This window comes from Pseudomonas cichorii (assembly GCF_015471405.1).
GTDB classification, from domain to species: Bacteria; Pseudomonadota; Gammaproteobacteria; order Pseudomonadales; family Pseudomonadaceae; genus Aquipseudomonas; species Aquipseudomonas serbiensis.
Window position 1 is genome coordinate 92,295 of sequence record NZ_BLVZ01000003.1, and the last position, 22,626, is coordinate 114,920.

Sequence of the window (22,626 nt, forward strand, 5' to 3'; positions counted from 1 at the left end):
GCACACACCCCTGTGCCTGCTGCTGATGTCATGCTGCCAGGCAGCGATTACTGACAAAAATGTCAGGTAGCGGTCAGGCTGTAGACATGCATCCCCTCTACCCTGTAATGCTGATAATTCCCCTTATTCGAAGCAGCCGACTGCCATGCAAGGCTGCGCACCAGGAGTACAGAATGCGTCTGCTGATGGTTGAGGATGAAGAAAAGACATCCTCCTATGTTCATCGCGGTCTGAGCGAGCTGGGCTATACCGTCGACATTGCCAGCAATGGCATCGACGGTCTGCATCTGGCCGTGGAGATCGATTACGACGTCATCATTCTCGACATCATGCTGCCAGGCAAAGATGGCTACGGTGTTCTGGAAGGCCTGCGCCAGAAGAAGAAAACACCGGTCATCATGCTGTCCGCGCGAGGCACTGTAGATGACCGGGTCCGGGGGCTCAGGGAAGGTGCCGATGACTATCTGGGCAAACCCTTTTCATTTGCCGAACTGGTCGCCCGCATCCAGGCGCTGATACGTCGCAGCAGCGATGCGATAGACCTGACACACATCCATATCGACGATCTGGAAGTGGACCTGCAAGCCCGCAAGGTCATGCGCGGAGGCATTCGCCTGGACCTTACCGCCAAGGAGTTCGCCCTGCTGAGCCTGCTGGCTCGGCATCAGGGTGAAATTCTCTCCAAGTTGATGATCGCCGAGCAGGTATGGGACATGAACTTCGACAGCGACGCCAATGTAGTCGAAGTAGCAATCAAGCGAGTGCGGGCCAAAATCGACGCGCCTTATCCAAACAAGTTGCTGCATACCGTGCGCGGCATGGGCTATGTACTGGAAAAGCGCGAAACCCCAGGCATCAAAAGTAGCGTCACACCATGAAACTATCGATCTCGAAACGGCTGGCGCTGCTGTTTGCTCTGGCCATGGCGCTCATCATGTCGGTCAGCGCGGTCCTGCTGCGCAACTCACTGAAAGAATCGCTTCAGGGCCAGATCAGCAATGAACTGGCTCTGCGCCATTTCATGCTGGACCCCGCTGTCGCCAAGTACGAGAGCCGCGCAGACTGGATTGGCCTGCACAAAAAACTGGACGACCTTACGCCGTCGGACAAACGTGTGCGCCACTGGGTCCTGGCCGGTGACACCTATTTCAGCTATGGCGGCCCCATGCCGGACGGCAAGGACTGGTCCAGGCACCCCGATGGTACGGCAGTGATGGATATTGCCGACAAGAACCGGATGTTCCTGATGATCAAGACCATTCCGGCCTCGGCGATTCGTCCGGAACTGCGCTTTATCATCGGCCTGGACTACATGCCCTTCTGCGTTACGCTGGGGGAGTTCACCCACACCCTGATCATGACCTCGGCCTGGGCAATGCTTCTGGCGGCGCTGGTCGGTTACTGGGTAGCACGGGTGGGTCTGGCACCGGTGCGCAGGCTCAGCCAGCAAGCCAACAATCTGCCTCCCGGCGACTCGAAAAAACGCCTGGACACCACGGCACTGCCCAATGAACTGCAAGAGCTTGCGACCTCGTTCAATGGTGCATTGAGTCGGCAGGAAGCGGCATGGCAACAACTTGAAGGCTTCAATGCGAACGTGGCCCACGAACTGCGCACGCCACTGACCAACCTGATAGGCCAGACCCAGGTCGCACTGGCCCATGATCGTGATATCAATGAGCTTCAGGATCTTCTTCAGTCCAACCTCGAAGAGCTGGAGCGCATGGGCGGTATCGTGAACGACATGCTGTTTCTTGCAGGTGCCGAGAGCGGCGAGAGAATCACCGAACTGAGTGAGGTTTCCCTTCAGGAAGAGTCCTCCAAGACAGTGGAATACCTGGAGCCGGTACTGATAGAAAAGAATCTGGTTCTCGCCATTCACGGCGACATGCGGATCCAGGTAGACAAGCGCCTTTTTCACCGCTCCCTGGCCAACCTCCTGCAAAACGCAGCACGATACGCCCCGGTCTCCAGCACGCTGACCATCAATCTCGCCCGCAAGGAAAAGCATGTCGAGATCAGCGTCTCCAACGTGGGCGAGCACATTGACAATACGCATCTGCAGCGCCTGTTCGAGCGTTTCTATCGGGCCGATGCCGCCCGCGCCCGAAGTGACTCGCATCACGGCCTGGGGCTCTCCATTGTCCGCGCTGTTGCGTCCATGCATGGCGGTATCGTTTTTGCACGAAGTGAAAACGGCCTCAATACTTTCGGCTTCTCGGTAATGATCGACCCGCCTACCTCAAGAATGGCACCTGCCTGACCCGATCCCCCCGGTTTGATCAGACTGGCGTTTGACATGTTCCTGTCAGCCGCCAGTCACTCTGACGTCAGTTCCTCCTCTCTAAAGTAACCCCATGATTGCTGCTCTGATGCCTGCGTGAAAGACGCGCTATCAGTGCCAGTGAAGGGGCTAGCGTCTGGCAGAACCTCTTGCCATCAGCCGGAAGGAGAAACGCATATGAGCCACCCTGATACCCACGATAGCGTCCTGACCCCATTCAAATGGCAACCCGTGCCTGACAGTAATCAGGGCAGGAAAAATTTTCTGCTGTCCGTATTTGCCGAGCAGCGCTCGGTTGCAGAGAGGACAGCTTGCGGCAGTATCGATCAGAAAGACTATCTGCTTGCCTTGATCGACAAGGCTTCAAAGCCATCGACCTTCGATGCCGATCGACTTCGCCATGTCATCACTGAAGCGGCGGCCAAAGGCCACTGGGGCAAGCCTTCACGAAAAGGAAGAGCACAGGGCATCGCCGCACACTACGACTCATCGGCATACCTGGCGGTGGTACTCGATGTAGAGGTGAGTGATGAGGGTCGCTTGATCATTCATGAAGCTGTGATTGCTGCTGACCTCGGCCCGCTTGAAAGTCCAGGACGCATGCGCTCACAGCTTGAAGGCGCTTGCCTGATGGGCGTAGCGCTTGTGACGTCATGCGATATCGGCCCGACCACAAGTCACCCATACCCGGTGGATGCCAGTCGCAATAGCTGGCCGCTCGTGTCCTTGTTACCCAGGCAAATCGCGGTACACCTGATAGATGCCGATCAAGACCTCAATGCCTGCCAGCCTGGCCAGGTGAGTTACGTACCCTTCGTGCGGGCCTTGTGTAATGCCATCGTCAACGCGATGGGCAGCCGTACTCACCACTTGCCATTCAAAAGCCGTTCGATCGAAAGAAATAGAGGAAGTTGATACCCCGTTCGCTATCCGCACGCCGCTACCGCTTTTCCCCTTAATCCCCCTGTCCCATGAATCCCTCAACGGAGCTATATCCATGAGCATTCGAGTTGCGAGAGTACCCAGGCTCCTGTTGTTCATCGCCCTTGCTTCAAGTGCAGGTATTGCAGTCTGGTACACCCCGATGCTGTCAGGCTCCAGCACACCGCCGGCAGCGGCGGCTGCTCCGGTAGCTGTCGCCGTGATGCAGGTAAAAAAGAACACGATACGGACCTGGGACGATTTTTCAGGGCGCCTGGAAGCCGTTGATCGCGTGCTCATACGTCCTCAAGTGGCTGGCCAGATCAAGGAAATCCGTTTTCAAGAAGGTCAACTGGTCAAGCAAGGGGATGTTTTGCTGACCATTGACGCCGCGGTCTATGCCGCCGCAGTTGCACAGGCAGAAGCTCAGGTCGCCTCCGCCAGAGCACGCAAGCTCTACACCTCGGGTGAGGCCGAGCGAGCACGAAAACTGTGGCCTGCCCGGGCCATTGCCCAGAACATTCTGGAGCAGCGCGAAAACGAGGCGCTGGAGGCTGATGCACAGTTGAAGGCCGCTCAGGCCAACCTGCGGCTGGCGCAGATAAACCTCGGCTACACCGAGGTACGAGCACCTATTTCGGGTCGGATCGGACGTCGCGAAGTCACTACGGGGAATCTGGTAGCCGCAGGCCCGGAAGGTCCTGTGCTGACGACTCTGGTATCGGTAGATCCGATTTACCTGAGCTTTGACGCAGACGAGCAGGCGGTCGTGCGAGCGCTCGATACATTCTCCCAGCGCGATCAACTGGCCAATGTTCCCGTGCGCGTCACCGGCCAAGGCTTCCAGGCCACCGAAGGCCGCTTGCAGTTACTCGACAACCAGATCGACCCACAAAGCGGCACGGTGCGTATGCGCGCCGTGCTGGCAAATCCAGACGGGCAGCTTGTGCCTGGCCAGTTCGCCCGCTTGCAAATGGGACAGGTGCAAGCCCGTGAGGCCATTCTGGTAGAGGAACGATCAATTGGTACGGATCAGGATCGACGTTACGTACTTATCCTTGATGACCAGAACAAGGTCAGTTATCGGCAGATCTCGCTTGGAGCACGGGTCGATACGCAACGCATCGTGACCTCGGGGCTAGCTGAAGGCGACCGCATCATTGTCGATGGTATGCAACGTGTGCGTCCCGGAGCGCTTGTAACGCCTCAACCCGTTATCGATAACGGCTCATCCCTCGCCTCCAACAAGATCTGAAGCCCAGATGAATATTTCAAGGTTTTTCATCGACCGTCCCATCTTCGCCGCCGTCCTTTCGATATTGGTGGTCGTAGCAGGCCTGGTCGCGATTCCATTGCTACCGGTGTCCGAATACCCGGAAGTTGCCCCGCCGACCGTAGTGGTCAGTGCCCGGTTTCCGGGTGCGAGCCCGGAAGTCATTGCACAGACAGTGGCCATGCCACTGGAAGAAGCCATCAACGGCGTCGAGAACATGCTCTACATGAGCAGCCAGGCGACAACCGATGGCCTGCTGACGCTGACGGTGACCTTCCAGCTGGGAACGGACCCGAATCTGGCTCAGCAACTGGTTCAGAACCGGGTCCTGCAAGCGGAAACCCGATTGCCCGAAGAGGTCCAGCGGCTCGGCGTAACCACCATAAAAAGCACGCCCGACCTGACGATGGTGGTACACCTGTATTCGCCGGGTGAACGCTACGACATGGCCTATCTGAACAACTATGCGATCCTCAATGTGCGCGACCGGCTCACCCGTATTCAGGGTGTCGGAAGCATTCAGGTGCGTGGGGCTGGCGAATATGCGATGCGCATCTGGCTGGACCCTCAGAAGCTGAGTGAACGCGGGCTGGCGCCGATCGATGTCGTGACCGCCATCCGCCAGGAAAACCTTCAGGCGGCGGCAGGCATCATCGGTGCCAGCCCCAGCCCCAGCGATGTCGTTACACAGATGTCGATCAGTGTTCAGGGGCGTCTCAAGGATACTCAGGAGTTCGGCAATATCGTGGTGCGCACCAGCCCCACCGGTGCCGTGACTCACCTGCGCGATATCGCCCGGATCGAACTGGGCAGCGCCGAATATGCCGCCAGGGCACTGATGGATAATCAGCCCGCTGCGGCGCTGTTAGTGACACAGGCTCCCGGCTCCAACACCGTCGAAATCGGTAACGAAGTTCGACGGATCATGGCCGAACTGAAACAGCAGATGCCTGAGGGCGTGGACTACCGGATTATTTTCGACCCCACACAGTTCGTCACCGCTTCCATCGAGGCTGTAACCACCACATTGCTGGAAGCGGTCGCACTGGTGGTGCTCGTGGTGATCCTCTTTCTCCAGACATGGCGTGCCTCCATCATTCCCTTGCTGGCCGTTCCGGTATCGGTGATTGGCACCTTTGCCGTGATGCAGGCCTTTGGCTTCTCGATCAACACCCTGACGTTGTTCGGCCTGGTGCTGGCCATTGGCATAGTGGTGGATGATGCAATCGTCGTCGTGGAAAACGTGGAGCGCAACATTGAGGCAGGCCTGACGCCCAAGGAGGCCAGTTATCAGGCCATGCGTGAAGTCTCGGGGCCGATCATTGCCATCGCACTGGTGCTGTGTGCGGTATTCGTGCCCCTGGCTTTCAGTAGTGGGCTCAGCGGCCAGTTCTATCGTCAGTTCGCCCTGACAATCGCCATATCGACGGTGATTTCGGCCTTCAATTCCCTGACATTGTCTCCGGCCATGGCCGCCCTGCTGCTCAAGTCCCATGATGCACCCAAGGACTGGCTGACACGGGTCATGGACCGATTTCTCGGTCGATTCTTCCATGGGTTCAACCGGCTGTTCAGCAGAGGTGCGCAAGGTTATGGCACCAGTGTGCGTACAGCTCTGACACACAAGGGATCGCTTCTGCTGATCTACATGCTACTTGTGGGCGTCACCGTGCTGCTGTTTCGCACCGTGCCAGCCGGTTTTGTGCCGGCTCAGGACAGGACCTATCTGCTTGCGGTTATCCAGTTGCCCGATGGCGCAACCCTGGACCGTACAGAGAAAGTCGTGAGGCAAGCCAGCGACATTGCCTTGCGCCACCCGGATGTTCGCGCATCGCTGGCCTTTCCCGGCATGTCGGTGAACGGCTTCACGAACAGCTCCAATGCGGGCATTGCCTTTATCAACCTCAAGCCCTTCGACGAACGTGTAGGTGAAGCCCATAGCGCCAGGGCAATTTCTGCTGCGCTGGCCCGCGAGTTTTCGGCAATCAAAGAGGCCCGTATCATTCTTTTCAACCCGCCTCCCGTTCGTGGTCTCGGAACGACTGGCGGATTCAGGCTTCAGCTTGAGGACCGTGCAGCACTCGGGTATGCCGCGCTTGACGAAGCCTCCAAGCGCTTCATCGCCGCAGCTTCTCAGGCGCCCGAACTGACCGGCATGTTCTCGAGCTTTCAGGTAAACGTTCCGCAATTGCGGGCGGAGGTGGACCGCGTCAAGGCCAGGCAACTGGGGGTGCCGGTCAATGAAATCTTCAGCACATTGCAGATATACCTGGGCAGCCTCTACGTAAACGACTTCACTCAATTCGGTCGCACTTACACGGTTCGCGCCCAAGCCGATGGCGAGTTCCGCGCCCAGGCAGAGGATGTCGGAGCACTGCGGGTACGTTCGCAAAGTGGTGAAATGATTCCTCTGGAAACCTTGCTGTCGATCCAGCCCGGCTATGGGCCGGAACGGGCAATGCGCTATAACGGTTACCCCAGTGCCGACGTCAGTGGAGCCGCCGCTGCTGGTTATTCAAGCAGCCAGGCTCGCGAGGCCGTGGAAAGAGTTGCCGCCCAGACGCTACCGCCAGGCATAGCGTTCGAGTGGACCGACCTCACCTATCAGGAAATTCTTGCGGGCAGCAGCGGCTGGTGGCTGTTCCCGCTGGCTGTCCTGCTGGTGTTCCTGGTACTGGCCGCGCTTTATGAAAGTCTGGCCTTGCCGATGGCAATTATCCTCATCGTGCCCATGGCGCTCTTGTCGGCACTCACCGGAGTGTGGCTGACAGAGGGCGACAACAATATCTTCACGCAGATCGGCCTGATGGTTCTGGTAGGGCTTTCAGCGAAAAATGCCATTCTGATCGTGGAGTTCGCTCGGGAACTGGAATTCAATGGCCGCTCACCGCTCCAGGCCGCCATCGAATCCTGCCGCCTGCGGCTGCGCCCGATCCTGATGACATCCGTGGCATTCATCATGGGGGTACTGCCGTTGCTTTACTCGACCGGTGCGGGATCAGAGGTTCGCTATGTCATGGGGGTTACGGTGTTTGCGGGGATGATTGGCGTGACGTTCTTCGGGCTTTTGCTGACGCCGGTGTTCTATGTCGCGATGCGCAAATTGGGTGGCAACCGACCTTTGCATCGGCATGCCAGCCTGTAGAGCTAATGCCAATCAGTCAAGCGGCTGACTTTGAAAATAGGGGGCTGGAATCACAATCCGAGGGAGGAGCATTGGCCGCGACAGCCAGGTTTCAGGCGCTGAAAATGAGTTGCCTGTAAGTTGGTCGTCGCGGCCAAGGCCCCTCCCACAGGTGACATGTATGCCTTTACTGATCGGCATTAGCCTGTAGAGCGCGCCTGCGCAAGGCAGGCGCGCTGTTTGGCTAGAGCCAGGCCTTTATCTGCTGGCTCACCGCGTTGGTTGAAATCCCGTAACGATCATGAAGCGTCGGCAAGGCTCCGGCATCCAGGAAGGCATCCGGCAGGGCAATCTGCCGGAAGGTCGGGGTTACGCCATTACGCAGCAGAACCCCCGCCACCGCTTCGCCCAGGCCTCCGATGATCGAGTGGTTTTCAGCCGTCACCACCAGTCGGCCCGGTTTACGGGCTTCGGCCAGGATGGTCTGCTCATCCAGCGGTTTGATGGTCGGGACATGCAATACCGCCACGTCCACGCCATCGGCCTGAAGCTGTTTGGCTGCTTCAAGGGCGCGCATGGTCATCAGGCCCGTGGAGATGATCAGCACATCGTTGCCGGTCCTGAGGGTTTTCGCCTTGCCCAGCTCGAAGGTGTAGCCGTACTCGTCCAGCACCAGAGGCACGTTGCCGCGCAGCAGGCGCATATAGACCGGGCCCTGGTGAGCGGCAATGGCGGGTACTGCCTGTTCGATTTCCAGTGCATCGCAAGGGTCGACGATCATCAGGTTCGGCATGGCGCGAAAGATCGCCAGATCATCGGTGGCCTGGTGGCTCGGGCCATAACCGGTGGTCAGGCCCGGCAAGCCACAGACGATCTTGACGTTCAGGTTCTCTTCGGCAATCGCCATGCAGATGAAGTCATAGGCCCGACGCGAGGCGAACACCGCATAGGTGGTCGCAAACGGCACAAAGCCCTCACGGGCCATGCCCGCTGCGGCGCTCATCAGCAACTGTTCGGCCATGCCCATCTGATAGAAACGCTCGGGATGAGCCTTGGCGAAGATATGCAAGTCAGTGTATTTCGACAGGTCGGCAGACAGCCCGACGATGTCCGGACGCTGATCGGCCAGCGCTGCGAGGGCATGGCCAAAGGGAGCCGGACGGGTTGCCTGCCCTTCGGAGGCAATCGAGGCGATCATGGCCGAGGTGGTCAGGCGTTTCTTCGGCGCTTCGCTGCCGGAAGCGGTGTTTTTCAAGGTGCTCATACGGTTCTCCCGGTTTCCAGCCCAGCGTCCAGATTGTCCAGTGCAATATCCCATTCGTGCTCGTCGACACGAATGAAGTGGGTCTTTTCACGGGTTTCCAGGAAGGGAACGCCCTTGCCCATGCGGGTATCGCAAATGATGACCCGCGGCTGTGACCCAGTGTGATTGCGCGCCGCATCGAAGGCCTTGACCAGCGCCTCCAGATCATTGCCATCGACCCGCTGGGTAAACCAGCCAAAGGCCTGCCAGCGGTCGACGATAGGCTCGAACGCCAGGATTTCGCTGGAATGGCCGTCGGCCTGTTGGTTGTTCACGTCGACAATGGCAATCAGGTTATCGAGCTTCCAGTGGGAGGCGGACATGACCGCTTCCCAGGTGGAGCCTTCATTCAATTCGCCGTCGGACAGCAGGTTGTAGACAAAGGAAGACGACGCCTTGCGCTTGAGCCCCAGGCAGGCTCCCACGGCGATACCCAGCCCATGGCCCAGTGAGCCACCGGTGATTTCCATGCCCGGTGTATAGGCCGCCATGCCTGACATGGGCAGGCGACTGTCATCTGCACCATAGGTTTCCAGCTCGTCGGCAGGAATGATTTCGGCCTCGATCAGCGCGGCATACAGGGCAATTGCATAGTGCCCGATGGACAGATAGAACCGGTCCCGGCCCTCCCACTCAGGGTCTTCGGGCCGCAGGTTCATGGCGTGGAAGTAGGACACTGCCAGCAGGTCGGCAGCGCCGAGTGCCTGGCCGACATAGCCCTGGCCTTGAACCTGCCCCATGCGCAAGGCATTGCGGCGGATGTTATGAGCACGTTGCGCCAGTGTCAGGGCACCGGTTTGTAAATCAGTAGCAGTCATTCGGGAAACTCCTCAACTTAGCGGTTGACCAAGGCAGCCGGGACACGCAGAACCAGAAAGGCACCAAAGACCAGCACGCAGGTAATCAAGTACATGCCAATGGCACTGGAGCCGGTAGTGGTCGTGATCCAGCCGATCAGATAGGGGGAACAGAAACCGGCAAGGTTGGCGAAACTGTTGACCGCCGCGATTCCAGCCGCCGCCGATACACCGCCCAGCAGCGTGGTGGGCAACATCCAGAACAGTGAAGACGCGGACAGAATTCCGGCAGCAGCCAGGCACAGGCTCATGATCGAAAACAGCAGGTTTCCGCCCATCACTGCCGCCAGGCTCAAGCCAGCAGCACCCGCAATCATCGGGATCACCAGATGCCAGCGCCGCTCGCGATGCTTGTCACCGCTGCGCCCCATCAACAACATTGCGAAGATGGCGCAGATGTAAGGCACGCTGCTCAACAGACCGATGTGCAACGGGTCGGACACCCCGGCATTGCGCACCAGTGTCGGCAGCCAGAAGGTGATCGCGTACTGGCCCATGACCACGCAGAAGTAGATGCCCGCCAGCAACCACAGACGCCGGTCGCGAATAAAGGCACCTGTGGATTCATGGACGACTTTCTGGCTGTTGTCTTCTTCAAGCTCGCGCAGCACCAGCGCTTTTTCATCGTCATTGAGCCAGGTGGCCTGATGCACGCCGTCCTTGAGATAGCCCAGTACCATCAAGCCGACCACAACGGTGGGAATGGCCTCGATGACGAACATCCATTGCCAGCCCGCCCAGCCGTGATAACCGGCAAAGCTGTTCATGATCCAGCCTGACAGCGGCCCGCCGATCATTCCCGACAACGGAATGGCGACAAACCACAGCACCGTCATGCGCGCACGACGATAGGACGGAAACCAGTAGGTCAGATAAAGCAACAGGCCGGGAGCCAGGCCCGCTTCGGCAACACCCAGCAAGAAGCGCAGGACATAGAACTGCCAGGCCGTTTCCACAAAGGCAAAAAGCCCCGAAATGATGCCCCAGGTAATCATGATCCGGGCAATCCAGATCCGGGCGCCGACACGGTGCAGGATGATGTTGCTGGGGACTTCACACAGGAAGTAGCCGATGAAGAACATGCCGGCACCCAGGCCGTATACCGCTTCGCTGAGGGCCAGGTCGTTCATCATCTGCAATTTGGCAAAGCCGACGTTGACCCGATCCAGATAGGCGCACAGGTAGCACAGCATCAGGAACGGCATGAGTCGCCAGGCGGTCTTGCGATAAGCGTTGGAACGCACGGTGGTGACCGCGTCCGCAGACAAGGTGGTCGTTGTCATGATGGTCTGATCTCTTGTTTTTATTGACCGCCAGGCTCGTGACCCGGCGGTATCGTCGATACAGAACAGTACGGGCAGGATTGGCCCGCCCGGTTTAGTGAATCAGCATGCCGCCGTTCACATCCAGGGTAATGCCAGTCAGGTACGAAGACAGATCGCTGGCCAGGAACAACGCCGCATTGGCCACGTCCTGAGCCACGCCCAGACGCCCGAGCGGAATGCCTTCGATAATGGCGTGACGACGTTCATCCTGCATCAGGCCGCCGGTGATATCGGTGTGGATCAGGCCCGGCGCGATGGAGTTGACCCGCACATTGTCCGGCCCAAGCTCCCGCGCCATGGCCTTGGCCAGCCCCAGCACACCGGCCTTGGCCGCGCTGTAGTGAGGGCCGCCAAAGATACCGCCGCCACGCTGGGCGGAAACCGAAGACATGCACACAATGCTGCCGCTGGCCTGCTTGCGCATGGCCGGGATCACGGCCTGGGACATGAGCAATGTGCCGCGCAGACTGACATCCAGCACCTTGTCGTAATCGCTGCGACCGATGTCGAGGGTCTTGAGTGGCTGGGTGATACCAGCATTGTTGACCAGCACGTCGATACGGCCGAAGTGCTCTAGAACGCGGGCGACTGCCTGAGAGACATGAGCTTCGTCCGCCACGTTGGCAGCAAGCCCCAGATGACCTTCACCCAACGAAGCGGCGGCGTCACGGGCGGCTGACTCATCCAGGTCCAGAATGACCACGCGAGCGCCCTGTTGGGCAAAAGTGACAGCAGTGGCTCGGCCAATACCTCGTGCAGAGGCGGCACCGGTGATGATTGCGATCTTGTCTTGAAGAATCATGGGCAGGGTTCTCCTGAATTGTTTTTATTGGATCGACCCAAGTCGAATCGATGACCCAGCTTGTGCCCCACCCCGAACCTGAGCAATAACGCGACTTTCAGCAAGTGCTGAAAAAAAATCAGCACTCGGCAAATGAATCGGTGATATTTGGACGCAAAGAAAAGCTGACCAAGGCCGGATACCCGCATGCATACCCCAGGCGACCCTTCACTCAATCTGCCACCGCTCAAGGCCATTCAAGCCTTTGAGCAGACTGCCCGCTTCGGCAATGTGGCGCGCGCCGCCGAACAGCTCAACCTGACGCCCTCGGCTGTGAGCCATCAACTGGCCAAGCTGGAATCGATGATCGGTCGCCAGTTGTTCCTGCGCACGGCCAGAGGCGTGAGCCTGACGCCTGTAGGCGAACAGTACCTGTCGGAGATTTCAGGGATACTGCACAGCTTTGCCGTGGCCACCGAACGGGCTGCCAGTGATATCAGCCTGGACTGCCTGCGGCTGCATTCGGCGCCTAGCTTCGGCTTCCTGTGGCTGATGCCGCGCCTGGAAAAGTTTCGCCAGAGCCACCCCGATATCCAGCTGAACCTGTCGTGCTCCTACGAATCCCTGCACTTCAGCCGCGACAAGATCGACGTGGATATCCGCCATGGCCTGCCCAACTGGCCGACGCTTGAAGTGCGCACGGTGCGCAACGAACAGATCGCGGTCATGGCCTCACCGGCGCTGCTGGAAAGAAGCCCCGTCCAGAGCGCAGCGGACCTGCTCGACAGCCCGCTGATCCTGTCCGAATCCACCTTGATCAACTGGCCACAATGGTTTGCCCGGCACGGCCTTTCCCGACCGGAAAAGCCCTATCCATTGAGTTTCGACCGCTCATACATGGCCCTCGAAGCGGCCAGTCAGGGTCTTGGCTTTGCACTGGAAAGTACCCTGCTGGCCCAGAAGTATCTGGCCAGTGGCGATCTGGTGGTTGTATCGCCCGAAGAGTTGAGCGCGCCGATTACCGCTCACCATCTGGTATTCCCCAAGGCACATGCCAACTTTCCAAGGGTGAAACGATTTCTGGAGTGGATGCAGGAAGAGTTGGGCGGGGACTTTTCGTATTGAGGCAGGCAATGCCCGGGCAAGTCTGTCTTGCTTCGCTCTCCATGCGACATGTACGATTTGCCATCACTCTCTCGGCAATCCGCTCACCCAAGGAAGGATCATGCGTTTCGTCAATTTCATCAGTGCCCTGCCAGAGAGCTTCAAGGCAGGGACGCGCCAGCGAGTAAAGCGACTCGTCGCAGAGATGTCCCCGGGGTTCAAACCGCATACCCCGACTCTACGAGACAATAATGTCTTGCCTCTTTCAATGTATGAGGCAGGAGTCTCAGACACTCGACATCAGGACTGTCACCGTGGCCATTTGATCGCCCTGGAATTTGGCGGCCCCGAACACTCGGGAAATCTGGTCCCCATGTATGGGTCGTTCAACTCTGGCGGCATCTGGCGCCAATTTGAACGTGATCTCGAAATATGGGTCAACGCCGCCGGAGGCAACTGCGAAGTCACCATCGTCTGCGATTACGCCATTGACCCTGCCGAGGATCAGCGTGTGCCCACAATGTTCATGATCACAGTGAGAGTCATGAATGGCCTGCAAACGGGACGCACCCACACATGGCCTATTACTCACAGCAAACCGGTACCGGTCGTCAGCGGTGCCGACCCGATCAAGAAGGCTGAATATCTGGCGCTTATTGCCGAAATGACAAATCTGGGCTGGGATATCAAGGACTATCTCAGTACCGCAGGTTTTCCGTCCTATCGACGCATGCCCCTATTCCCCATCGCAGCCAAGCCATACGCCTTCCTCGATTATGCAGAGTGGAAAGCCGTCAAGGACTACCCGCAAGCGCTTGAGCATTGGAACAACGGCCTGATACTGGCGCAGGCCTCAGAATTCACAAGTTCACAGATCGAAACCATCCGCGCAGTCAATCGCGTACTCAATGACGGATTCCTGATAAGCGACTCACCGAACGACCCAGTACACACCGACAGATATCGCATACCGGGCCAGCCACTGGGTCTGCTGGTCGAAGGCGGGCATGACCTGACGCCTCAGGTCGATCACGTGATTCCCAAGTCTGCCAGCGGAGCCGCCTCCTATAGCAACGCCATGCTCATCAGCGCCAAGCACAACAGCGACAAGCGCGCACGGATAAACGATGCTGACAGAAAACCCCTATATAGCATCATTCGTGGCACCGGCCGCATAAAGAAAAAAAGCTATAAATTCAGTCCCTACTGAGCAGACCGCTGCACTTTTCTCGAAACAGCCAGGCACTCGAACGAATGAACAGTCCGGGTATACGGACAAGACGATAAACACTTCAACGCACACTGGAAACGGATTGCTCCACGAATACAGCGTTTATCGTCCCGCCTCTAAAGCACCCCCAGCAACGCCCAGACCCTTCTTGCCTCGGCATCGGATGTAATCAGTTCCGAAAGCAGTTCCTTGAGGGGTTTGTTGCCCCACTCCACGCCTTTGCGGATCAGGTAAGGCACCGGGCTGTGGGGTTCGTTGCGAGCCAGGTAATCGGCAATCAACAGTAATTGCCGATAGGCCTCTTCACGATTGCGTGGCTCGCTGAATGCTCGTGCTCCGGCGTTCGACTCAAGCGGGGTATCAAGCGTCATGTCGGCTGAGGCCTCTTCGGTTTCCGGCGGCAAGGGTTGTGGTGGATGCATGGCAATGAATTCCTTGAACAGTGCCGCCAGGGATACCAGCGTCTGTTTCAGGGGCGCGTACGAGGGGCCATCCTCGGCAAAGTACTGGGTGCTCCAGTTGTCCAGCGCCTCAAGTTTCTGCAACGCCGCCTGGGTGACTTCAAAGCTGCTCAACCACCAGGCAACCGGCGTGGCACGTACCCGTTCATTGATTCGGGCCTGATCGCCAGCAGCGTTTTCGGCCGCTATTCTGGACGCCTTGCTGTCGTTGACCTGCACTCGGTTGCGTTGCAGTTGCTGCCAGTCACTCAGGACATAACCGGCAAACTCTCCTTCCCGACTCTCGAACAACTGGAATTGTGTGCGCAGCAGTTCGGTATAGCGACGCACGATCCACTCAAGAGGCGTCGCTCGCCATGACAAGTCACCATCGGCGGGTTGTGGGTGCAGCTCCTGCGGATAGCGCTCGCACAGACCGATCAGCAGGCTCAACGCATCGATGATTCCCGGCCTGGCATCCTTGTGCAGCCAGGCTTCGCCCAGCCAGGCGGCAATCATCAGGTCCTTGCTTTCCTTGAGCAGTACCGAGGTCGCAATCGCTTCCACCTGCCCCCAGTCGGCCCGTTTGATGTCCGCCTGCCAGACGCCCATCGGCAAGCTGGCATCGTCCTCACGACGCAACTGGCGCAAGCGGTCGTAGATGGGTTCGTGGCGCAGGTTCACGCCGCAGGGCGAGTGACCAAACAGGGGCTCCAGCAGTTCGCTGACCCGTGACGAAAGCTGACTCATCGATACACTCCAGCATCAACTACAGAACGAGGGGCCGAGCCGAATGGCGAGCGAGGTGCCTGCACCGGCAAGGGTTGGATCGACAACGGAGCTTTGCCACCCTGGCTCATCAACGACAGGCGCACGAACATCAGGGTCTGGTTTTCCTCATTGGCAGGCGCATGGACTGGCACCTCAAGCGACAACGGGAATTCCGTGTAATCGACATTGGGCTGACGCTGCACCGATACATGGGCGCTCATCAGGCGCAATAGCGACCACGGCCCAAGGTATTGCCACTCGGCTTCCAGCCCGCTGACACGCAAGTCGGGCTGCAATGGATCGTTGACCGGACGCTGAGTGCCATCCCGAGCCCAGCGCAGGATCAGGCTAAGCGGCTGACCGACATTCCAGTGCAGGACCTGCTGCGCCTGGCCCGGATAGCTGATCTCACGGTTCCCTGAAACCAGTTTCCAGTTGATGACCTGATCGGCACCACGCTCACTGTCACGATCGGTGCGCCACTGGATTTCCATGTCCGCGCCCACCAGGCCGGCCTTGTCCCGCAGCAGCAACGCACCAAGCCAGGGTCGGGCCAGCTTCAGACGTTCAAGAAACTCGGCAGCCGCCGCCCGGTCGCGGGACTGGGCATTCTTGAGTCCGTCCTGAGCCTGAGGCAATCGCTCGTCGATCAGGGTCAGGAAGTGCTGAACCCGCGCCGGGTCGGCATCCGCCGCGCTCAGATCATGAGCGAAGGGGAAACGCCCCGACAGGTATTGATTGAAGTAACTGGCCAGTGCGTTCCAGGCGGCGGTGCCCTGCTGCTGTTGCAAGAGCTGGCAACGGCGCAGAGCCCCTTGTTGCAAGGTCAGCCAGCGCTGAGTCAACTGCCCGGTACTGACAGGCACATTGGCCGACTGCAAGATGCCCAGGCAAGTGTTCTCGTCCATGTCGTTGAAGTCACGACTGAGCAACTGAGTGATCAAGGCTGGAGAACTCGACGGGTTCTGCGCCTTGTACTTGTTCATTTCCTCACTCAGCGAGGCAAACCGGGTCACTTCCTCGACGCTGACCAGCGGCAGGTTCTGCAACTGTGTCTTGAGCCATTCCACGGCCGGTGCATGCTGCTCGGTGATCTTGGAGATCACCACGAATTGCTGGTCCAGACCACGCTTGAGATCCTGGGCATCCGTGGCTCGCAACAATTGCAGACCAAAGTTTTTCCCGCCATCCCATTCACTGATATCGGCACGGTCCCGGAACAGCGGTTGCTCCAGCACCATCCCGGTTGCAGCCGAGATATCCGCCAGTGCGACCCGGTTCAGGTAGTTCTGCAGGCTGATGGCAAGCTGGGGGTGCTTGAGTTCGATAAAGGCCTTGTGCAGCGCCAGTGCCTGATCGGTCCGGATATCGAAAAGCTGAACTTCTTCCTGAGCCGCCAACGAAGACGCATGGGTACTCAGGCTCGACCACATGGAGTCGGCAGCAGCTTCCTCGGCGGTGCTCAACATGGCCGGGCGATACATGGCCGGAATATTCGGCAGCTCTTCACGGGCATACAGCTTGTAGCTGTTGTAGTGATTCAGGGCAATGCTCAGGCCGTCGTTATCGACATGCTGTGCCGGGCCGTTTTCGCCACTGCCATCCTGACGCAACGCGCTGGCCACAAAGTCGCGCCGCAGTAACGAGTTGATGGCCGCATGCAGTTGCGAAACCCGCTCCTGCAAGGTCAGTTGCCCGCTGCCACTCTGGGTCAGCAAGCTATTGCTCGCGGCACCCTGGGCGATCCATTGCCCCTTGAAGCTGTGTTGCAATTGAGCCGCCTGGCTTTCAAGATCCTGAGCAACCTGTGGCCCCAGCAGCTTGCTCTTCCTGACGCTGTCCATCATGGCCAGATAACCCGGCACCAGTTCCTGCCCCTTGCCACGGCTCCAGGTCGCGTTGGTCAGGTCGATGACCGCCTGCAAATCATCGATCAGATCCTTGATGCGCTCCAGCTCTTCAAGGTTGTTATCAGTGCTCGACTCCAGACGTTCCAGATGCAGCTTGAGATAACCGGCAGCGGTAATGAAGTTGTCCGCCCGATAGTATTGAACCAGCCACTTCTCCATCAGTTTGGTGAAATTGCCAGTCACTTCCTTGCGGTGAGCCAGGAGGTCCAGCGGTTGCAGGACTGAAGTGCCCTTTTCCACCATCAGCTGGTTGTAGAACGACTCACGATGCAAGGTGCCCGCATTGAGGTTCAGGCTCAAGGCGTTATTGCTCAGAGGCACCAGCTCATCAAGAGGCGTTTTCTGGTTGCTCAGCGACAGGCTGTACAGATTGCTCATCTGCTCCAGACGAGTCGCCCGCTCCACCAGATCCCTGGCCTTGACGTAACTCTGCCACAACGCAGGGTCATCGCCTTCCTGAACGGAGCGCCGGTCACTGTCGGTGATCGCCAGCAATTCGTTGGTCTGGGCCAGCAGCAAGTCATGCAAAGGCTGGCGCATATGACTCATGGACATATGCCGCAAGACCCCGTCCAGACGGGTATCCAGCGAGGAGAACCAGGAGCTTGGATAAACCGGAGAAGCGAAATGCCAGCGCGGCGCGTTCTGCAGCACATTCCAGAAGGCCTGCACATTGCTGCGGGTCAGTTCCTGCCGGTGCGCGTCATCGTTGACCTGCACGTAACTGCGCTGGGCCTCCTGTAACAAGCGGGACAGTTCATCGGCCTCATCAATCGAATAGCGCCAGACCCAAAGCATGGAAATGCCCCAGATCACGCCAAAGATCAGAGCACCAATGGCCGTGACCCGCTGCCAGCGTCGACGCAGATGCAAAAGGCGCGGCACCGGTTGCGCCAGCCCGCGCTCGGCATTGATGCGATGCTGCCAGAGCGACGAAGCGAAGACGCTCTGCATGGCCGGTGCATCGCTTGCCGACAGCGTTTCATGGCCCGGAGCCGACGCCTGATCGGCAGTGAAGTACAGCCCCCGAAAACGCACCGCCTCGCCCTGGGCATTGCCCTGAAAGACCGGTTCCAGCAGCATTTGCAGAGAGCGGCGCAAATCCTTCAGACGCTCGGGGAGGAAACTCAGCTCACCACTCAAGTGACCTGACAACGCGCCGATCTGGACCACCGCTTCAGACAGTGCCTGAATCACGGAGTCCAGCGCGGTATCGCTCCACTGGGATTGCCAGACCATTTCCGGGTCATAAGGCGAACTCCAGCCCAGAATCTGCTGGCGGGTGTCCTGCGGCAAGGCCATGACCAGATCCTGAAAGCCGGGAATCTCGTCCATGCCGTTGATCACGACATACACCGGCACACTGAGCCCAAGGCGTTGCAATAGATCGATAAAGCGCCGACGCGCCGCCAGCCCAAGCGAGGCCGCACGCTCGCCATCCAGAAGGTCGGCTGCGCTGATGTTCCAGATCACACCGTCCAGCGGGCGCTGGCCACGGATACGCAGCAACAGGCCAAGCAGGCTCGCCCAGCCGTTACCCTGAAGTTTCATGCCTTCTTCGGGCATGAACAGAGACTGCGGCACAACCAGCACCGCGCCTTCGGGATCGGACCACCAACGGCCGAACCATGCCGGCTTGTCCGTGGGCGAAAGGTTCCAGGCCGAGCACAACTGCGAGCCCTGGGCCTCATCGCCAACCATCAACAGCCACGAGGTCTGATAGTGATCGCGTACGCCCTGATCCTTCTCCATCTGGCGCACGGCAAAATGGAAACTGCGGATCGCTGCACCGCCACGGGTACGCAACCACCAGATGCACAACAGCACAATCAGCAGGACGACCAGGATGCCGATCACCCAGCCCAGCATTGCCAGCGTCATGACAGGCTCTCCACAACGGCGAAGGGAGTCGCCAGATGCAGGACCGGCTCCAGACGCTGGCCGATGTCATGCCAGAACAGTTGACCGATACCGATAAACAGCAGCGTGAACGCCAGAATCACCAGCCCCAGGCGCAAGCCGTCAGGCAGGGATTTACGCAACGGCAACTGACGTGGCGCAACACTGGAAGGTTCGGCCAGCAACTGGCTGACATTGGCATAGTCCGGCTCGCGCTGGCGAGTGAAGGTAAACAGCGCATGACGCCATTTTTCGTGCAGAGCCTGACCGCGCTCCCCACGCAAGTGCCCGTGAAAACCGAGGATCAGGCACAACAGATAAACGTTGCCCAGGTCCCGATTGGTGGAAACCTGCTCATCGAGCAAGCGCTTGATTTCCAGCGGCAGCCGCTGACCGGCCTGACGGCTTGAATACAGGCGCGATTCCAGCGGCTTTTCCTGCCAGGCGCTCTGCCCCGACCAGTCGGCGAACAACAGGGTTTCATCCACCAGCGCGACAAAGGCATAGACCATGGCCTTCATTTGCTGAGTCGCGGAATCCCCTACATTGGAAAATGCATTGCGCCACAGTCGGCGTGTGATCCGGGTCGACAGCTCGGCCACGGTCTCGACCAGCTTCGGGGTATCTTCGCTACTCTTGTCCAGCTCGTTCCAGGCGGTCAGCCATTGCTGCCACGCCTCACGAAAAGCGCTACTCAACGGTGCATCCTGCATGGCGCGCACCCGCGAAACGGCATTCCCTTCAGGCATACGACTTCCCTACCGTACTCAGGCGGATTCGTTGGTGGTTTTGTCGATGAACAGAACGACTTGCCAGGGGCTGACTGCGCCTCCTGCAGTAGATGAAACAATGTGCAACGGCTGTGTCGGGTCGAACCATTCACCACTGGCCTGGATGACAAACAGCCGTGTGTCGTCGCCCGTGCTGTAGGCAACCTGCTCCTGACGGCTCATCGCCTGATGGGGCAAGCCGCTCATGCGTTGGCGGGCCAGCACTGGTATATGCGGGCCGGAAGCAATGATCGACCTGCCCAGCCAGTCCATTGCTGCCTGCTCGGACGCACCGGCCGGCATGCGCAAGCCGACCACCAATCGCTGGCGAGGCTTTTGCTCGGGCAGTGCAATGGAAAAGACATGCTCGGCCTGCTCGAAAGGCACGCTGCGAAAGCCGACCCGCAACTGGTCCAGAGTGCGCTCCAGCCAGGTCAGTACCTGGTCGTAGCCGCGATACAGGTCGAGAAAGTCCAGCGGCGCATAAGCAGGCACACCCGAAATCGGGTCCAGTACCGACCAACTGCCAGTCATGCCGAGCAGCAATCCATGCAGACCTTGAGCCGTAGCGACCCGACTGCTCAAGGCACCTTCCACCTCGGGCAATCTGGACCAGAGCGCAGCGGATTGCAGACGGATTTCCTCGGCATCGTCCTGATTACCCGCCTGCTGGGACTGACGCAAACGTCCGGCCAGAAACATGCATTTCTCACGGGTGCGGGCACACAGGGCCGCGACTCTGCGGCCCAGCAAGGATTCGGGCAGGATCAGCGGTGTCGGCGCGACATAGGGCAACTGCACGAAACCACCACCCTCTTTGCGCAGATGCAGCAGAGGCACGCAGATGGAGTCAGCCTTGTTGGCCTCGGTGACCAGCCGAGGGTTAGGTCGCCATACGGTTATGGTTTCCGGGTTCTCGCCACTGGCCAGATCCGGCAGCGAGTCGCCGAGCACCGATTGCAGGCGACCCTTGAGCGGCAACAACTGACCGGCGCGCCACAAAGGGCTGACCGCCAGGTAGACCATCACAGTCGCAGTCGGAGATGCGGCGGCAGCCTCGTTGATATCCAGCTCGACCATCGGCCCCGATCCGGCACGAATGCTCAGCGGCATGCCGTCAGGCAAGGTAGCGTCCAGGGCCAGAATACGGACCTGCCCGGCAAACAGGGCCGAAGGGTCCAGATCAAGGTTTGTAACCCCCCAGTACCAAGGGTTGGATGCCTGGGCCAGATGGGCGGCCAACACTTCGGCCCGCAAGCCTTGCAACTGAAAATGCTGGGGCAGCAATTGCATGCCTTCGTGCCAGCAGACTGCATCAGGTAGCACGCTCATAAGGTTTCCTTGACATCCTGTGTGTGGCGCATGGTCAGTGCGACGCGATACTCAATGGGCATTTTCGTCGAACAGCGTCATTTCCCGACTATCGAATTTCAGCCATATCCTGCGCTGGCCATCGAGCCGCAGGCGATGCGCGCCGGGCGTATTGTAATGGGCAAAAACCAGTAACCCTACGGCGGGCTTGCCGTCCAGCGGGAAGATGCCGGATTCGATCAGTTGTCCCGGCACCAGCTCCATGCCCCAGACAGCCATGTTCTGGCGGTGGTCACGGCGGAACTGATCACGCTCGCTGAACCACTGGCTGGCGGTCAGGCCTGACAGTTGCTTGAGAAGGTCCGGGTCATTGACGGCGATGAAATCGACAGCGACAGGCGAGTCATCATTGGCACGCAGGGCTACGTCCAGAATCAGTGAATCGACGCCTATTTTTGGATCCAAGAATGAACAACCCGTGAGCATGAAAACAGCCAGCAATACGGCAATCCATTGTCGGTATATGAACTGTTTTACGGTCATGATTGTCCAAGAAAAATTTTGTATTGCTTTTAGCCGTTCCTGTTATAGCATCAAGGTCAATTCGCCACCATGACGAATTTTTAGAGGATCGCAGAATTAGACCCGTGCGGCTCTGTTCTGCGGTCAAGCAAGGGAATGCGAGCATTGGGAAACCGTTGCATTGCGCCCGCCTTATGCATCGGAGTTCAGCCACCATGGCCGAGAGTACTCAGCACAAGCTAGACAGGGTCCGCCCGCCTCGTGTTCAGATCACTTACGACGTAGAAATCGGTAATGCCATCGAAAAAAAGGAACTGCCTCTCGTAGTCGGCATCCTGGCCGATCTGTCAGGCAAACCTGATGCTCCCCCGCCAAAACTGATCGATCGACGTTTCGTTGAAATCGATCGCGACAACTTCAATGAAGTCCTCGCCTCCATTGCTCCACGCACCGCTATCCAGGTCGACAACACCCTCAGCGGTGACGGCAGCAAGCTCAACGTCGAACTGCGCTTCGGCCATATCGACGATTTCGACCCGATCAATCTGGTCAAGCAAGTCACGCCTCTGCGTCGCCTGCTCGAAGCCCGTCAGCGTCTTCGCGACCTGCTGACCAAGCTCGACGGCAACGACGATCTGGACAAGCTGCTGCAAGATGTCGTCGCCAATACCGAAGGCCTGCAACAGATCAAATCGGCCCGTCCGGAAAGCGAAACGGTAGCTGATGCACCGGCAGCAGCTGAAGAGCCGCCAGCCGAACCGCAAGCCTGATCGTCATCGCCCACCTATTCGCGGAGGATT

Annotated in this window: 17 protein-coding genes; 8 read left to right on the forward strand and 9 right to left on the reverse strand. The window is 58.7% G+C overall.

Going from position 1 to position 22,626, the window contains the following annotated elements; all coding sequences use genetic code 11:
* Positions 1 to 173: 173 nt before the first annotated feature.
* From JL015_RS04440 to JL015_RS04460, 5 genes are all read left to right on the forward strand, one after another.
* The gene (locus tag JL015_RS04440; RefSeq protein WP_201017591.1) at positions 174 to 878 is read left to right on the forward strand and encodes a heavy metal response regulator transcription factor; all 705 of its coding nucleotides are present in this window, start codon (positions 174 to 176) and stop codon (positions 876 to 878) included.
* On the forward strand, positions 875 to 2,263 hold the full coding sequence (locus JL015_RS04445; RefSeq protein ID WP_201017592.1) for a heavy metal sensor histidine kinase: 1,389 nt from the start codon (positions 875 to 877) through the stop codon (positions 2,261 to 2,263). Before JL015_RS04440 ends, JL015_RS04445 begins: the two co-directional genes overlap by 4 nt.
* Before the next feature lie 198 nt (positions 2,264 to 2,461).
* Positions 2,462 to 3,199: a hypothetical protein gene (locus tag JL015_RS04450; protein ID WP_201017593.1), complete on the forward strand. Its 738-nt coding sequence runs from the start codon at positions 2,462 to 2,464 to the stop codon at positions 3,197 to 3,199.
* Between the two features lie 82 nt (positions 3,200 to 3,281).
* On the forward strand, positions 3,282 to 4,460 hold the full coding sequence (locus JL015_RS04455; protein ID WP_200985963.1) for an efflux RND transporter periplasmic adaptor subunit: 1,179 nt from the start codon (positions 3,282 to 3,284) through the stop codon (positions 4,458 to 4,460).
* A 7-nt stretch (positions 4,461 to 4,467) separates the two neighbouring features.
* The gene (locus JL015_RS04460; protein ID WP_201017594.1) at positions 4,468 to 7,623 is read left to right on the forward strand and encodes an efflux RND transporter permease subunit; all 3,156 of its coding nucleotides are present in this window, start codon (positions 4,468 to 4,470) and stop codon (positions 7,621 to 7,623) included.
* Between the two features lie 223 nt (positions 7,624 to 7,846).
* Here JL015_RS04460 and JL015_RS04465 read toward each other — a convergent pair whose 3' ends face one another.
* From JL015_RS04465 to JL015_RS04480, 4 genes are all read right to left on the reverse strand, one after another.
* A complete protein-coding gene (locus JL015_RS04465; RefSeq protein WP_201001883.1) occupies positions 7,847 to 8,866 on the reverse strand; it encodes a transketolase family protein in 1,020 nt (339 codons plus the stop codon).
* A complete protein-coding gene (locus tag JL015_RS04470; protein ID WP_201001882.1) occupies positions 8,863 to 9,723 on the reverse strand; it encodes a transketolase in 861 nt (286 codons plus the stop codon). Before JL015_RS04470 ends, JL015_RS04465 begins: the two co-directional genes overlap by 4 nt.
* A 17-nt stretch (positions 9,724 to 9,740) precedes the next feature.
* Positions 9,741 to 11,045 carry an MFS transporter gene (locus JL015_RS04475; protein ID WP_201001881.1) on the reverse strand — a complete coding sequence of 435 codons (1,305 nt, stop codon included), beginning with the start codon at positions 11,043 to 11,045 and terminating at the stop codon, positions 9,741 to 9,743.
* A gap of 94 nt (positions 11,046 to 11,139) precedes the next feature.
* Positions 11,140 to 11,889, reverse strand: coding sequence for an SDR family NAD(P)-dependent oxidoreductase (locus tag JL015_RS04480; protein ID WP_201017595.1), 750 nt, complete (start codon positions 11,887 to 11,889; stop codon positions 11,140 to 11,142).
* Between the two features lie 186 nt (positions 11,890 to 12,075).
* Here JL015_RS04480 and JL015_RS04485 point away from each other — a divergent pair, with 186 nt between their 5' ends.
* Positions 12,076 to 12,993, forward strand: a complete 918-nt coding sequence (locus JL015_RS04485) for a LysR substrate-binding domain-containing protein (RefSeq protein ID WP_201017596.1) — start codon at positions 12,076 to 12,078, stop codon at positions 12,991 to 12,993.
* A 247-nt stretch (positions 12,994 to 13,240) separates the two neighbouring features.
* Positions 13,241 to 14,182: a DNA/RNA non-specific endonuclease gene (locus tag JL015_RS04490; RefSeq protein WP_236250167.1), complete on the forward strand. Its 942-nt coding sequence runs from the start codon at positions 13,241 to 13,243 to the stop codon at positions 14,180 to 14,182.
* A 137-nt stretch (positions 14,183 to 14,319) separates the two neighbouring features.
* Here the strand turns inward: JL015_RS04490 and tssA are convergent, their stop codons facing one another.
* From tssA to JL015_RS04515, 5 genes are read right to left on the reverse strand one after another with little or no spacing between them, the layout of a single operon-like run.
* Positions 14,320 to 15,393 carry a type VI secretion system protein TssA gene (gene tssA / locus JL015_RS04495; RefSeq protein ID WP_201017598.1) on the reverse strand — a complete coding sequence of 358 codons (1,074 nt, stop codon included), beginning with the start codon at positions 15,391 to 15,393 and terminating at the stop codon, positions 14,320 to 14,322.
* Positions 15,390 to 19,205 carry a type VI secretion system protein gene (locus JL015_RS04500; protein WP_201017599.1) on the reverse strand — a complete coding sequence of 1,272 codons (3,816 nt, stop codon included), beginning with the start codon at positions 19,203 to 19,205 and terminating at the stop codon, positions 15,390 to 15,392. Before JL015_RS04500 ends, tssA begins: the two co-directional genes overlap by 4 nt.
* A complete protein-coding gene (locus JL015_RS04505; protein ID WP_201017600.1) occupies positions 19,202 to 19,972 on the reverse strand; it encodes a DotU family type IV/VI secretion system protein in 771 nt (256 codons plus the stop codon). Before JL015_RS04505 ends, JL015_RS04500 begins: the two co-directional genes overlap by 4 nt.
* Positions 19,973 to 19,990: 18 nt before the next feature.
* Entirely contained in the window at positions 19,991 to 21,325 is a 1,335-nt protein-coding gene (gene tssK, locus JL015_RS04510) for a type VI secretion system baseplate subunit TssK (RefSeq protein ID WP_201017601.1), read from the reverse strand.
* A 51-nt stretch (positions 21,326 to 21,376) separates the two neighbouring features.
* Positions 21,377 to 21,847, reverse strand: coding sequence for a type VI secretion protein (locus tag JL015_RS04515; protein ID WP_201017602.1), 471 nt, complete (start codon positions 21,845 to 21,847; stop codon positions 21,377 to 21,379).
* A 194-nt stretch (positions 21,848 to 22,041) separates the two neighbouring features.
* On the opposite strand from JL015_RS04515, the gene tssB reads away from it, so the two are divergent.
* Positions 22,042 to 22,596 carry a type VI secretion system contractile sheath small subunit gene (tssB, locus tag JL015_RS04520; protein ID WP_201001873.1) on the forward strand — a complete coding sequence of 185 codons (555 nt, stop codon included), beginning with the start codon at positions 22,042 to 22,044 and terminating at the stop codon, positions 22,594 to 22,596.
* Positions 22,597 to 22,626: the final 30 nt, after the last annotated feature.

Bases quoted from the DNA above. Each gene is read 5' to 3' on its own strand.
- JL015_RS04440 (WP_201017591.1), top strand. From the start codon at position 174: ATGCGTCTGCTGATGGTTGAGGATGAAGAAAAGACATCCTCCTATGTT.
- JL015_RS04445 (WP_201017592.1), top strand. From the start codon at position 875: ATGAAACTATCGATCTCGAAACGGCTGGCGCTGCTGTTTGCTCTGGCC.
- JL015_RS04450 (WP_201017593.1), top strand. From the start codon at position 2,462: ATGAGCCACCCTGATACCCACGATAGCGTCCTGACCCCATTCAAATGG.
- JL015_RS04455 (WP_200985963.1), top strand. From the start codon at position 3,282: ATGAGCATTCGAGTTGCGAGAGTACCCAGGCTCCTGTTGTTCATCGCC.
- JL015_RS04460 (WP_201017594.1), top strand. From the start codon at position 4,468: ATGAATATTTCAAGGTTTTTCATCGACCGTCCCATCTTCGCCGCCGTC.
- JL015_RS04465 (WP_201001883.1), bottom strand. From the start codon at position 8,866: ATGAGCACCTTGAAAAACACCGCTTCCGGCAGCGAAGCGCCGAAGAAA.
- JL015_RS04470 (WP_201001882.1), bottom strand. From the start codon at position 9,723: ATGACTGCTACTGATTTACAAACCGGTGCCCTGACACTGGCGCAACGT.
- JL015_RS04475 (WP_201001881.1), bottom strand. From the start codon at position 11,045: ATGACAACGACCACCTTGTCTGCGGACGCGGTCACCACCGTGCGTTCC.
- JL015_RS04480 (WP_201017595.1), bottom strand. From the start codon at position 11,889: ATGATTCTTCAAGACAAGATCGCAATCATCACCGGTGCCGCCTCTGCA.
- JL015_RS04485 (WP_201017596.1), top strand. From the start codon at position 12,076: ATGCATACCCCAGGCGACCCTTCACTCAATCTGCCACCGCTCAAGGCC.
- JL015_RS04490 (WP_236250167.1), top strand. From the start codon at position 13,241: ATGTATGAGGCAGGAGTCTCAGACACTCGACATCAGGACTGTCACCGT.
- tssA (WP_201017598.1), bottom strand. From the start codon at position 15,393: ATGAGTCAGCTTTCGTCACGGGTCAGCGAACTGCTGGAGCCCCTGTTT.
- JL015_RS04500 (WP_201017599.1), bottom strand. From the start codon at position 19,205: ATGACGCTGGCAATGCTGGGCTGGGTGATCGGCATCCTGGTCGTCCTG.
- JL015_RS04505 (WP_201017600.1), bottom strand. From the start codon at position 19,972: ATGCCTGAAGGGAATGCCGTTTCGCGGGTGCGCGCCATGCAGGATGCA.
- tssK (WP_201017601.1), bottom strand. From the start codon at position 21,325: ATGAGCGTGCTACCTGATGCAGTCTGCTGGCACGAAGGCATGCAATTG.
- JL015_RS04515 (WP_201017602.1), bottom strand. From the start codon at position 21,847: ATGACCGTAAAACAGTTCATATACCGACAATGGATTGCCGTATTGCTG.
- tssB (WP_201001873.1), top strand. From the start codon at position 22,042: ATGGCCGAGAGTACTCAGCACAAGCTAGACAGGGTCCGCCCGCCTCGT.